The organism is Micromonospora sp. NPDC047465, assembly GCF_040643125.1.
GTDB lineage: Bacteria > Actinomycetota > Actinomycetes > Mycobacteriales > Micromonosporaceae > Micromonospora.
This window is the reverse complement of record NZ_JBEYTP010000053.1, coordinates 25,721-38,028: the sequence shown is the minus strand read 5'-3', so window position 1 is coordinate 38,028 and position 12,308 is coordinate 25,721. Positions and strand designations below refer to the sequence as shown.

12 protein-coding genes, 1 tRNA gene and 1 pseudogene are annotated in these 12,308 nt (G+C 69.3%); 9 read left to right on the top strand and 5 right to left on the bottom strand.

Annotation, left to right across the window (positions count from 1 at the left end):
• The first annotated feature begins 256 nt into the window (after positions 1-256).
• Entirely contained in the window at positions 257-619 is a 363-nt protein-coding gene (locus ABZ793_RS30720; RefSeq protein ID WP_357463543.1) for a hypothetical protein, read from the top strand.
• Positions 620-1,403: 784 nt separating this feature from the next.
• A complete protein-coding gene (locus tag ABZ793_RS30715; RefSeq protein WP_357463540.1) occupies positions 1,404-3,215 on the top strand; it encodes an IS481 family transposase in 1,812 nt (603 codons plus the stop codon).
• Positions 3,216-3,234: 19 nt separating this feature from the next.
• On the opposite strand, the gene ABZ793_RS30710 is transcribed toward ABZ793_RS30715, so the two are convergent.
• A complete protein-coding gene (locus ABZ793_RS30710) occupies positions 3,235-3,720 on the bottom strand; it encodes a hypothetical protein (RefSeq protein ID WP_357463537.1) in 486 nt (161 codons plus the stop codon).
• A gap of 209 nt (positions 3,721-3,929) precedes the next feature.
• Here ABZ793_RS30710 and ABZ793_RS30705 point away from each other — a divergent pair, with 209 nt between their 5' ends.
• Positions 3,930-4,187, top strand: a complete 258-nt coding sequence (locus ABZ793_RS30705) for a helix-turn-helix domain-containing protein (RefSeq protein ID WP_357463534.1) — start codon at positions 3,930-3,932, stop codon at positions 4,185-4,187.
• A 5-nt stretch (positions 4,188-4,192) separates the two neighbouring features.
• On the opposite strand, the gene ABZ793_RS30700 is transcribed toward ABZ793_RS30705, so the two are convergent.
• On the bottom strand, positions 4,193-5,071 hold the full coding sequence (locus tag ABZ793_RS30700; RefSeq protein WP_357463531.1) for a hypothetical protein: 879 nt from the start codon (positions 5,069-5,071) through the stop codon (positions 4,193-4,195).
• A gap of 236 nt (positions 5,072-5,307) precedes the next feature.
• Between ABZ793_RS30700 and ABZ793_RS30695 the strand changes: the two genes are divergently transcribed.
• The 6 genes and pseudogenes from ABZ793_RS30695 to ABZ793_RS30670 all read left to right on the top strand — a co-directional run bounded on the left by ABZ793_RS30695 (position 5,308) and on the right by ABZ793_RS30670 (position 9,768).
• Positions 5,308-5,958, top strand: a complete 651-nt coding sequence (locus ABZ793_RS30695; protein ID WP_357463528.1) for a hypothetical protein — start codon at positions 5,308-5,310, stop codon at positions 5,956-5,958.
• Positions 5,958-6,503, top strand: coding sequence for a helix-turn-helix transcriptional regulator (locus tag ABZ793_RS30690; protein ID WP_357463526.1), 546 nt, complete (start codon positions 5,958-5,960; stop codon positions 6,501-6,503). Before ABZ793_RS30695 ends, ABZ793_RS30690 begins: the two co-directional genes overlap by 1 nt.
• A gap of 62 nt (positions 6,504-6,565) precedes the next feature.
• Positions 6,566-6,772, top strand: coding sequence for a hypothetical protein (locus ABZ793_RS30685; RefSeq protein ID WP_357463523.1), 207 nt, complete (start codon positions 6,566-6,568; stop codon positions 6,770-6,772).
• A gap of 15 nt (positions 6,773-6,787) precedes the next feature.
• Positions 6,788-8,350 carry a replication initiator gene (locus ABZ793_RS30680; RefSeq protein WP_357463519.1) on the top strand — a complete coding sequence of 521 codons (1,563 nt, stop codon included), beginning with the start codon at positions 6,788-6,790 and terminating at the stop codon, positions 8,348-8,350.
• Positions 8,351-8,418: 68 nt separating this feature from the next.
• The gene (locus tag ABZ793_RS30675) at positions 8,419-8,637 is read left to right on the top strand and encodes a helix-turn-helix domain-containing protein (protein WP_357463516.1); all 219 of its coding nucleotides are present in this window, start codon (positions 8,419-8,421) and stop codon (positions 8,635-8,637) included.
• Positions 8,634-9,768: pseudogene (locus ABZ793_RS30670) on the top strand (tyrosine-type recombinase/integrase). Before ABZ793_RS30675 ends, ABZ793_RS30670 begins: the two are co-directional and overlap by 4 nt.
• Positions 9,769-9,837: 69 nt before the next feature.
• Here the strand turns inward: ABZ793_RS30670 and ABZ793_RS30665 are convergent.
• The 3 genes from ABZ793_RS30665 to cmk form a co-directional block, all read right to left on the bottom strand.
• Positions 9,838-9,911: transfer RNA gene (locus tag ABZ793_RS30665), tRNA-Pro, on the bottom strand.
• A 203-nt stretch (positions 9,912-10,114) separates the two neighbouring features.
• Positions 10,115-11,518, bottom strand: a complete 1,404-nt coding sequence (der, locus tag ABZ793_RS30660) for a ribosome biogenesis GTPase Der (RefSeq protein ID WP_350712389.1) — start codon at positions 11,516-11,518, stop codon at positions 10,115-10,117.
• Positions 11,515-12,195, bottom strand: a complete 681-nt coding sequence (gene cmk / locus ABZ793_RS30655) for a (d)CMP kinase (RefSeq protein WP_357463513.1) — start codon at positions 12,193-12,195, stop codon at positions 11,515-11,517. Before cmk ends, der begins: the two co-directional genes overlap by 4 nt.
• Positions 12,196-12,308 lie beyond the last annotated feature (113 nt).

Genomic DNA, 12,308 nt, shown 5'->3' with positions numbered 1-12,308 from the left:
GACGGCCTCACCTGCGCCATGAAAGCACCGACGTCGGCGGGCGACCACCTCGATTTTCCCGCATGCGCGGCGCCCCGAAGGGACCCGAAAACAGCTTGGGAATCGTATTGGTCCACCGCTCTGAGTGGTGCTGGCCAGGGGTCAGCGATGACGCGAGGCGGTGGTCCAGTCGCATGACCGACTGCCGTTGGCCGATGTTGACCGCTGCGTCGGGCACGGACCGGGCACGACGCCGGGGCGGTGCATACTTCCCTTCATGACGCTGTCACCGCCAACTCCGGACGCTGTCGGTCTACCCCGCCCCGACTTGATAGCCCCGTTGATGGTGACGGTCACCTGGTACTGCGCGATCGTTCTGTCGTTCGGCGTGTACCTCAGATTGATGTCCGGGGATGTCTCGGCAGGTTGTCGCGAGGGTTGCGATTCCGACCGGTCGAGGATGCTGCTGTTCGGGCTCTACACGGCTACACCGGCGCTGTTCCTTGCTGTGCTAATCAGTTTGGTGTTGCTCTGGTTCCTTGTCGTTCGCCGGAAGCGCTCTCCAGTGCTAATAGGGACCCTGTCCGCCGTCCCTGCGCTGATCGTTTCCGGCATCCTCGCCGCCGTCGCCCCGTCATGACCGACGGCACAGACGCGGTGTTGTCTGGGCGCTGAGGGTTGGCCTCAGCTGAGGACGCCGACGCGCCCGCCTGGGGAGCGGGCCGCCGCCCGGTCCGCCGCGTCAAGCGGGCCTTGACGCAGGTTCGGACGCTGCCGGAACAGACTGAGTCGGCTCTCGTGTCACGGACCGCGCCCCCGGCGGACACCGCCACAGCAGCGCAGTTGACCCAACCTCGCCCGACACGGACCCGGCTCCCGGGGTCGGAGCTGGCCACCGGCGGCCACCCCTCCCCCTCCCAGGTGAGCAGTTGACCTGACCCCGAGCGGCTGTAGAGCCGGCTCCTGGGCGACCGGCATGCCGTCGCGCGGCCGCCGCCCCCATGCTTGGGGCTTGCCGCGCGGACCCGGCGCGCTCTTTCCTGCGCCGCGCGGACCCGGCGCGCTCTTTCCTGCGCCGCGCTGCTTAGGCGCGGCGCAGGCCGGCTGCCGGCGACGAACCTCCACCGCTCTGTCCGCCATCCCCCGTCTGCGGCGGCCCCGGGCTCCCCGCTCTCCGCGCCAGCCGCCGGGCATCAGGCGTGACGGCCGCAGAGCGACAGCGGCAGCGGCCGGCGCGCGCCCAGGCGGCGGCGCGTGCGGCCCGTCAAGGGCCGCCTTGAAGACGTACAGAAACTTTGAACCACTTAGCCGGCGGGCCGGTGTCCTGCGCCGGTTGATGCTTGACACGGCGGCCTCGGTTGACGTTTGACACCTGGTCGGCCTGGTCCTCGTTGCGTCTGTAACTCAGGCGGGAGGAGCACCGGGTGGGACTCGCGGAGTTGAGCGTCATGGAGCAGCGGTTTCACGCCGTGATGGAGTGCCTGGGTGGCATGCCGAAGACGGAGGTCGCGGCCCGGTATGGGGTGTCGCGGCAGACGATCCACAACTGGCTGGCCCGGTATGCCGCCGAGGGCGTCAAGGGTTTGGAGGACCGGTCGCATCGTCCGCGTGTTTGCCCGCATCGGGTTGACGCTGCGACGGAGGCGTTGGTGTGTGAGCTGCGGCGGGATCATCCGCGGTGGGGGCCGCGTCGGCTGCGGTTCGAGGTCGGCCGTCGTGGTGTGACTCCGCCGCCGGCTCGGGCGACGGTGTACCGGATTCTGCGGCGGAACAACCTGGTGCCGGCGGTGCCTCGGAAGCGCCGGCGGGAGGACTATCGGCGGTGGGAACGTCCAGAGCCGATGGAGTTGTGGCAGATGGACATCGTCGGTGGTGTCCTCCTCGCCGATGGCACCGAGGCGAAGGTGGTCACCGGCTTGGACGATCATTCCCGCTACTGCGTGATCGCCACCGTTGTTCGCCGGGCCACCGGTCGGGCGGTCTGCGCCGCATTCGTCGCCGCCCTGACCCGGCTCGGCGTGCCCAGTGAGGTGCTGACGGACAACGGTAAGCAGTTCACAGGACGGTTCACCAAGCCCCGTCCGGGTGAGGTGTTGTTCGAGCGGATCTGCCGGGAGAACGGCATCGTGGCTCGCAACACCAGACCCCGGACCCCGACAACCACCGGCAAGGTGGAGCGGTTCCACCAGAGCTTGCAGGGCGAATGTCTCGATGGGCGGGTGTTCGCCACCGTCGAGCAGGCCCAAGCCGCGGTCGACGCGTTCGTGGCCGAATACAACTACGACCGACCGCATCAGGGCATTGACGACGCCTTCCCCGCCGACCGCTTCCACCGCCCCAGCCCGGCGCGAGAGCGGCCCGCAACGAAGGATCTGCCCCTACGCCTCCCATCCGGGCTGCTGTCCGAGCCACCACCGGCCCCCAGGAAGCCACCCACCGTCGAAGTCGACACGTCGCTGACCGTGTCCACCGACCGTTCTCAGCCGGTGCAGCTGGTCCGGGTCGTGCCACCGTCAGGCAACCTGACCGTCGCTCAGCAGCAGGTATGGCTCGGCCCCGCTCTCGCCGGCACCCCCGTCACGATCTGGGCCGACACCGACCGGCTGCACGTGCTCACCGCCGACGGCGCCCGCATCAAGTCGAGCCCATCAAGGCTGTCCCAACGCGATATCGCTCGGCTGCTGGCCGACGGTGGCACTCCCGCCGGCCCGCCTCCACTGCCGCAGCCAGAAACGCAGACCACCGCCGTCGAGGTCGACCGGGTCGTCAATGCCTGCGGTGGCATCAGCGTCAGCGGGCGGCAGATCAGCGTGGGCATGCCACTTGCCGGTCAGCGGGTTCGAGTTCGTCTCGACGGCGTCCTTCTGCACGTCGTCGACGAGGCCGGGCAGCTGCGCCGGACCCTGCGCTGCCCGCTCCCGCCCACCGCACTCGGCCGCATCCGCGATGCCCGACCGGCCTCCCCGGTCCCACCACCAGCCACCGCCCCGACGGTCGAGCGGGTCGTGTCGGTCAACGGCAGCTTCCAAGTCGCCGGACAGAAAATCCAAGTCGGGAAGGTCCACGCCCGCAAAATTGTCACCGTCGTCCTCGACGAGCACACCGTCACCGTCTACGGCGCCGACACCCCGATCACAGCCGTGCCCCGCCGCAGCACCACCGACCTGAACCGCACCAGAGCCAAACACCAGATCACCATCCCGGGTCAGGCCCCACAGCCTCGCCTTCGTGCGTGACCTGGCGACTTGTCGTCGGCTATGAGGTCGACCTCAGCCCGAGCGCGCTGTGTTCGATGACGTCGGCGGGCAGATCGGTGCGTCCAGACTTCTGCGATGTCAGCGCGACCAACTCGGCGCGCAGATCCACGGCAGGCTCACCGAGCACGATCGCGCTGAGCACAAGCTCGACCATCACTCGGTCGTATCGATCGGAGCTGCGACGGTAACGCGACGGGTCGGACTCCACCGTCGCCGCCGAGATCCGCCAACCACCGTCAGCACCCGGCGAGAACGATGCCTCGAAGATCCCGTTGCCGGTCCAACTGCGATGCAGGAACGCGACCTGGTCCTCAACGAACACGTTCCACTTCTCGTCCATGCTGCGAGCCTCGTAACCCAGCTTGATCCGTTCCCACTCCTCGTCGGACCACGTGCGAGCCGGCAACTCGGCCATCGGCACCGGCGCCACGATCGGCAACACGTGCCGCAACGACGACCGGGTGACCAGCGACGCTTCGATCATCAGCAGATCCTACGGGCGCGACGGCTAACAGAACCACGATGACTCAGCAGCCTGACACCCCTACCATCGACCCCAAGCACCAGACCTAATCGATCACGACCAGGCGTCAACCGTCCTGCGACGCCGTTCCGTCAACCATCATGCGAGACCAGGCACTGCCGGCAGCCGGCCGGAAGGTGGTTGCGTAAGTCGCCTCACGCACAGGGACAATGGGAGTCGTGACCGGCGATGACACGAGTGGCGTGGGCGACGTGGAGTGGTGGACTACCTCGGACGTTGCGGCGTACTTGGGCGTCCAGGTCTCGACGGTCACGAACTACCGGAAGCGTGGGCAGATGCCTGCGCCTGACATGACCGTTGGTCGCACGCACATGTGGCGGCCAGCGCGGATCAGGTCGTGGCAGCAGGGCCGTCCTCGGCCTGGCGTCGGTGGTCGCCGGGCAGGCCAGTCCGGGCCAGCTAGCTAACGGTCCTACGCGGCGAGTGTCCGTACTTCTTCCAGGTAGGACGAGACCTCCGGCTGCTTCGGATAGCGCTGGGCTAGGAGGCTCGTCAGCTCGCGAGAACACATCAGCAAGGACGGCAGGGACTTCCGGTCACCCTGTAGAGCTTGACGGCCGTGTGCGATTGCGGCCTCGGCCGCTGCGATAACGCCCCGGTAGTCGCCCTGGGTCAGCGCGTACCAGGCTCGCATCTCGTAGGCCCATGCGGATACGGCGGCATTGCCGGCTTCCTCGCCGAGTGACAGGGCGGCCTTGCGGGTAGCTTCCGCCGCCCTTCGCTGGCCCATGTCGTACTCGACACAGCCGACCAGGAGTGCGATCCATCCCGCGAGCGTCAACACCTCTCGATGCTGGGCCAACGTAAGACGCCGATCCATCAGGGAGGTAATCCGCCGCAGCCAGGCATGGCCTTCCGCGTGCAGTTGCTCGGAAGGCAGGTAGGGATACTCGCAGCAGAGACGGTCGGCGGTGATCCGCAAGGCATCCAAGGTTGCAGGCGAAACGTCAGACGATCGAACCCTCGCGAGGATTTCAAGCGTCTCCGTCCCTGCACCCGCGAGTAGAACCCCGTCTGCCTCTCGGTTGGTCTGGGGCGGAAAGAACGCGGCGGTCACGGTGCCGAACGTCTCCGCGACGAGCGTCTTGTAGAACGCGTCCGGCTCTGATCCGCCGGCCTCCCAGCGCTTCCAGTTGCGGAGCAGCGTGCTGTCGGCCGGTAGCGGCTCTCTGGAGTGCGCTCGCATTGCCCGGACCGCGTCCGCCTGTGACCACCCTCGGGCGGTGCGCTCGGCACGCAGCCTGGCTGCCCAGACGGGCCGGTAGTCGGTGTGATCCAAGCCTTCTGCCATACCGCCAGTATTGCCCTTCTCGGCGGGGACATGGGAGGGGACTTTTGCCTGTCACCACAGTGACACCTGTCGTTGTATGCGCATCAAGGTCATCGTTGAGATAGACGCGCCGACCTCAACCCCGAGGTATAGGCACTTACCATCTGAGTTGGTATTGTCGCGTCAAGAGATGGCCTCAGCGAGCTGCAACTCGCTGAGGCCGGTGCATCGGTCTACCTCTGCGAAAGGACCACACGATGCCTGTCCAGCCTACCGTTTACCCTGCCCAACGCGCCTCGGGCACTGTCTCGGCGCTGTCCGACGCTCGCCTGCTGTCTGCTCTGGCGACGCTTCGGGATGCGCTGGCCCCTGACGTGGCGCTGAACCTGCCCGCAGTCCTCGATGAGGCTGCTCTGCTGGCCTGCCTGTCCGCGATCACTGCGAACACCCCCACCCCTGTCCCTGCACCGGACACCCGCCGCCCTGCCACCGTCCCGGCACCTGTCGTTTCTCTGCCGCACGCGTCTGCGGCCACGCCCGCACCGATCGACCTCGACGCGCTGACCGAGCGTGAGTTGGAGGTCATCTTCTTCTCGTCCCGCATGCCCTACAACTCTCGTCAGCGACCCAGCTACGCCGAGCTTGCGGATGTGGTCGTTGACCAGATCAACCGCGTCGGCCTGCATGTCATCAAGGAGATTGCCCGTCAGGTCCAGGAGGCCATCGACAACTGCCAGTGGCAGCGTGTGGAAGGGCTCATCCCGGGTTCGCAAGCGCGTGACGACGCGCGATGGCTGACCCATCACTTCACGCTCGGGCGTGCCCGAGCGTCCCGCAGCTCGTTCGGTGCTGTCGCCGCCTGGCACCACACGGTGACCGCCCGCCCCGCGTCCGAGGCGGTGGCGTGATGGTCGACCACCTCACCCTTGCCGGTACCGAGACGCCGCATGGCCGGCGGTTGAAGGCTCTGCGGTTCGCCCGTGGCTTGTCGGTTCGCCGGCTGTCTCGGGAGATGCGTCGGGTCGCCGCTGACCAGCGCGTCACCCTTCCCGGCGATGACAGCCTGCGCCGGATGATCCTGGCGTGGGAAGGCGGGCAGCGCATGCCGTCGCTGCTCTACGCCGACCTGTTGTGTCGGCTGTTCGACCTGACCAGCCCGGTCGAAGAGATCCTGTCCACCCTCGATGACCGGCAGTGGCTGCGCCGCGAGCGCATCCAGCGCCGCTGGACCGTGCCGCAGGTCATCTCCCGTATGCGGCGCGTCTGCGCCGAGGCCGGCGTCATCCTGCCGGACAACAGTTCCTTGACGCGGTCGTTCGCCGCGTGGCAGACCGGCACCCGCAACCCGTCACCGTTCTATGCCGAAGTGCTGCGCCGGGTCTTCGGGCACCCACGTCCCGAGGACTGCATCTACCCCACTGACCTGCGGCTGCTGCGGGAGGTCGGACTGTGATGCACCCTGACCGGCAACGCCGTCTCGCCCGTGGCTGGGAACCCGTCCAACTCATCGGCCGCATGAAGATCCTCGCCGGCCGCGACGGCATCACCCTGCCCAAGACGTACGTCATGGTGCGTCAACTCTTCCTCTGGGAGCAGCACCGGGCCGCCCTGCCCACCTACTACCGCTCCCTACTCGGCCGGATCTTCGACAGTCCCTACTCGGCCGGATCTTCGACAGCCCGAACCCGTTCGGCACCGGCCCGATCCAGCACCTTCCGATGAAGGCGGCCCGCACCCGTGGCCGCTGATATCACCACCGTTGTCCCGGACCAGGCTTACCCGTCTGGTCCGGGGCTCCGGCCCACCCCCACCATCACCGCCGCCGGCTCGTTCGTTGGCCGTGATGAGTCCGCTTTCGCCCGCGCCTGCGACCCGCGCGTGTTCGATTGGCTCGACCACGTCAAGGCAGCCGCGGGCTGCTCCCACCCCATCCGCCTCTCCGGTGAGGTCGCCACAATCGACCGGGACACCGGCCAACTCCTGTCCGCTGCCCGGACCGAGGACATGCCGGACGGGGAGATCTACAAGCCGTGCGGCAACCGCCGCCACGCCGTCTGCCCCTCCTGCGCCCGCACCTACCAACGCGACGCCTACCAGCTCCTGCGCGCTGGCCTCGCTGGCGGCAAGGGCATCCCCGCCACGGTCGCCCGGCATCCGGCGGTGTTCGTCACGTTCACCGCCCCGTCGTTCGGCACCGTGCACACCCGGGTCGTGAAGCGGCACACCTGCGGCAACCGCCGCCGCTGCGACTGCCGGCCCGAACCCTGCCACCCCCGCCGCGCCAGCGACCCCACCGCCCGACCGTGCGAGCACGGCCAGCCAACCGTCTGCTGGGCACGCCACGAGGAGAACGATCCCCGGCTCGGGCAGCCGCTGTGCCTGGACTGCTACGACTACGACGCCCAGGTCGTGTGGAACCACTCCGCGCCGGAACTGTGGCGCCGCAGCACCATCGCCATCACCCGGCACCTGCGCGCTCGGGCTCGTGCCCTCGGCCTGCCCTGGGTCGAGCAGGTCACCGCCTCTGGCCGGGTCCGCCGGGTGCCGCCGGTCAAGCCGTCCTTCGGCAAGGTGGCCGAGATGCAGCGCCGCGCCGTCGTGCACAACCACGCCATCGTCCGCCTCGACGGCGTCGACCAGGACCCGGACGCCATCGTGCCGCCGCCGGCCGGGCTCGGCGTCGACGACCTCCTGGCCGCCGTCGAGCACGCTGCCGCCACGGTCGCCTTCACCACCCGCCCCCACCCCGCCCAGCCGGTCGGCTGGCGCATCGCCTGGGGCGAGCAGGTCGACATCCGTCCGATCAGCGCCGACGGCGACATCACCGACGGCAAGGTCGCCGGTTACCTCGCCAAGTACGCCACCAAGAGCACCGAAGCCACCGGCCACGTCTCCCGCCGCCTCGACGGCGAGGTCATCGACCTCTACGCCAACGAGCACGGCACCCATCCGGAACGGCTCATTGACGCCTGCTGGGTCCTCGGCGGCCACCGGGACTGGCAGATGCTTCGGCGGTGGGCGCACATGCTCGGCTTCGGCGGCCACTTCCTCACCAAAAGCCGCCGCTACTCCGTCACCTTCCGCCTCCTGCGCGACGCCCGAGTCATCTGGCGACGCACCGAAACCGGCCACGAGTACGCCGACCAACCCGACGACGACACCACCCTCATCATCGGCCTGCTCACCTACGCCGGCTCCGGCTGGCGCACCACCGGAGACGCCCTACTAGCCAACACCGCCGCCGCCATGGCCCGCGAGAGACACGAGACGGCCCGAGACGAACTGCTCGCTGCCGCCTGACCCGGCCGCCGATCCACCGTCAAGACAGCCTTGACGGTCAACCTGTCCCCGCACGGAAGGAGCACCATTTGACCGCACCGGCCCTCGACGCACCCACCAGGGCGCTCTACCGAATTCCCGAAGCCATGCGACTGCTCAGCCTCTCCCGGTCCGTGATCTACGAACAGATCCGCGTCGGCCGGCTGCGCACCGTCCGGCAGGGCCGCGCCCGCCTCGTCCCCGCCGCCGCCATCACCGACTACGTTGACCTGCTCGAACAGGAAGCCCAGAAAGGAGGTACCCGATGACCACCCGCCGCGCCCGAGGAGAGGGCGGCCTGCACTGGGACGAGTCCCGGCAACGTTGGATCGCCACCGTCACCGTCGGCTACACCCCGGCCGGCAAGCGCATCGTGCGCAAAGGCAGCGGCAAGACCAAAACCGAAGCACGCGCCAAGCTGCGCGAGAAGATTCGGGACGACGAAGACGGCCTCGCCCTCGTCCAGGACGGGCAGACTGTGGCCGACGCTCTCACTGACTGGCTGGCCTACGGCCTGAGCAAACAGTCCGAGAGCACCAAGGCGAACTACGAAACCCTCGTGCGCTCCCACATTGTCAGCGACCTCGGCGCGAGGAAGCTGCGGGACCTCAGCGCTAGCGACATCGACCGCTGGCTACTGGACAAGTCCCAGCACCTGAGCAGCCGCACGCTGCGGCTCCTTCACTCCTTGCTGAACCGCGCGGTCAATCGAGCCATGGCGCGGGACAAGGTCAAGCGCAACGTCGTAGCCCTCTGCGCCGTCCCCACCGGTCGCGTCGGACGTCCATCCAAGTCCCTGACCCTCGACCACGCAAAGGCACTCCTGACCGCTGCCGAGGGCAGCTCGTTGCACGCCTACATCGTGGTTTCGTTGCTGACCGGCGCGCGTACCGAGGAACTGCGCGCCCTCACGTGGGCACTCGTCGACCTCAACGGCAAGCCGCACGATGACCCGCCCGTGCCACCCTCCATCCAGGTGTGGCGCTCGGTCCGCGCCGACGGTGACACCAAGACCCGGAAGTCGCGTCGCACCCTGGCCCTACCGGCCCGGTGCGTCACCGCGCTCACCACCCACCGCGAGCGCCAGGGCGAGCCTTCCGCCGGCCGCCTCGTCTTCACCTCCGCCGCCGGCACTGCCCTCGACCGGCACAACGTGCTTCGGGCGTTCCGCCCGGTCGTCGCCAAAGCGGGCCTTGACCCGCGCGACTGGACCCCTCGCGAGCTGCGACACAGCTTCGTGTCCCTGCTGTCGGACAGCGGCGTCAGCATCGAGCAGATCGCCGACCTCTGCGCGGCACTCCGGCACGACCGTCACCGAGAGCGTCTACCGGCATCAACTCCGGCCGGTGCTCCTGAGCGGCGCGGTCGCCATGGATCGGATCTTCGGCGCTGAGGCGTAGTCACTCAGTTAGTCACTCAGATACGACGAGAGGGCATATCCATCGATGAGATATGCCCTCTGAACAGTGTCGGGACGGCCGGATTCGAACCGACGACCCCTTGACCCCCAGTCAAGTGCGCTACCAAGCTGCGCCACGTCCCGATGCCCCCGCGCGGTTCTCCCCGCGACAGCCGGTACAGCTTAGCGCACGATCATCCCGTCGTCCGCACTGGCCCCTCCCGCCCCCGAGCCGCGTCGCCCACCTCACCATGCGTAGGGCGTCCTAGGAGGATAGGTAAGAGAATGGGAGCGGAAAATGCCGGATGGGAGCGGTGCTCCCATCCGGCATCAGGTCCGGCCAGGGGTCAGCCGTGCGCCTTACCGCGGCCGCCCGGGCCGAGCTTCTTGCGGGGGCGTACGGAGATCTCGATCGGGCTGCCCTCGAAGCCGAACTCCTCGCGCAGCTTGCGCTCGACGAAGCGCTGGTAGCCCGCGTCCAGCGGACCGGTGGTGAACAGCACGAAGCGCGGCGGGGCCACGCCGGCCTGGGTGGCGAAGAGGATCTTCGGCGCCCGACCGCCGCGCACCGGGTGCGGGGTGGCCTGCACCAGGGCGGTCAGCCACGAGTTGAGCTGCGCCGTCGGCACCCGGGTCTCCCAGCTCGCCAGGGCCTTGCGCAGCGCCGGCGCGAGCTTGTCGACCGCCCGGCCGGTCCGCGCCGACAGGTTGAGCCGGATCGCCCACGGGATCCGGCGCAGCTCGCGCTCGATCTCCTTGTCCAGGTAGTACCGGCGGTCGGCGTCGACCAGGTCCCACTTGTTGAAGGCGATCACCAGCGCCCGGCCGGCCTCGGTGACCATGGACAGGATCCGCTGGTCCTGCTCGCTGATGACCTCGCTGGAGTCGAGCAGCACCACCGCGACCTCGGCGGCCTCGATCGCCGACGCGGTCCGCAGGCTGGCGTAGTACTCGGTGCCGCTGGCCTTGCCCACCCGCTTGCGCAGGCCCGCCGTGTCCACCAGCTGCCAGGTCTCCCCGCCGATCTCGACGAGGCTGTCCACCGGGTCCACCGTGGTGCCCGCCACCGAGTCCACGACCGCCCGCTCCTCGCCCGAGAAGCGGTTCAGCAGGCTGGACTTGCCGACGTTCGGCCGGCCGACGAGGGCCACCCGGCGCGGGCCGCGCGGGCGGTGCTCGACGATCTTCGGGGCCTCCGGCAGCGCGTCCATGATGGCGTCGAGCAGCTCGCCCGAGCCGCGGCCGTGCAGCGCCGACACCGCGTACGGCTCGCCGAGGCCGAGCGACCACAGCGAGGTCGCCTCCATCTCGATGGAGGTGTTGTCGGCCTTGTTCGCGACCAGGATCACCGGCTTGGCGCTGCGGCGCAGCATGCGTACCGCCGCCTCGTCCACATCGGTCGAGCCGACCATCGCGTCGACCACGAACAGCACCACGTCGGCCGTGGCGACCGCCGCCTCGGCCTGGGCCGCGATCGCGGCCGCCCGGTCCTTGGCGTCGGGCTCCCACCCGCCGGTGTCCACCACGGTGAACTGCCGGCCGGCCCACTGCGCGTCGTACGGGACACGGTCCCGGGTCACCCCGGGGATGTCCTCGACGACCGCCTGCCGGCGGCCGATGATCCGGTTGACCAGGGTCGACTTGCCCACGTTGGGACGGCCGACCACGGCCACGACCGGCTGCGGGCCGGTCACTTCCTCGGTCTCGACGTCCGGTTCCCGCAGCTCCACCCAACCGTCGGCGTCGGTCATGCCACTCCCCGCTCGGTCAGCAGGTCACGCAGGCGCGCGACGACCTCGTCGATGCCCAACTCGGTCGTGTCCAGCACCACGGCGTCGGCGGCCTGGGTCAGCGGGTCGGCCTTGCGGGTCGAGTCGAGCCGGTCCCGCCGGGCCAGGTCGGCGGCGGTGGCCGCCACGTCGGTGGCGTCCTCGGCGCTGCGCCGGGCGGCCCGGGCCGCCTCCGAGGCGGTGAGGTAGACCTTCAGGTCGGCGTCCGGCGCCACCACGGACCCGATGTCGCGGCCCTCGACCACGATCCGGCCGGCGTGGGCGATCATCTCGCGCTGCCGGGTGACCAGGAGCGCGCGCACCGCCGGCACGGCGGCCACGGCGGAGACCGCCCCGGTCACCTCCGGGCCGCGGATCTCGGCGTCGACGGTCACGCCGTCGGCGGTCACGCCGTACCCCGTGGGGTCGGTGCCGATGCGCAGGTCCACCTCGCCGGCGACCTTGGCCACCGACTCGGCGTCGGTCAGGTCGACACCGGAGCGCAGCACGGCCCAGGTGATGGCCCGGTACATGGCGCCGGTGTCGAGGTAGCGAGCACCGAGGCCGACGGCGAGCCGCCGCGAGACGGTGGACTTACCCGAACCGGACGGCCCGTCCACAGCGACCACGCAGCGCCCGGCCCGTACGTTTTCCTCCACCGTTGTCCTCCTCAGCCCGTACCCCACGAAACGCCCACCGCGTCCCGCGAGCGGTTTCCACACGTCCTCAATCATGCCCGGCGGCGCGCGAGGTCGCCGCCGGCCGCCGGGCC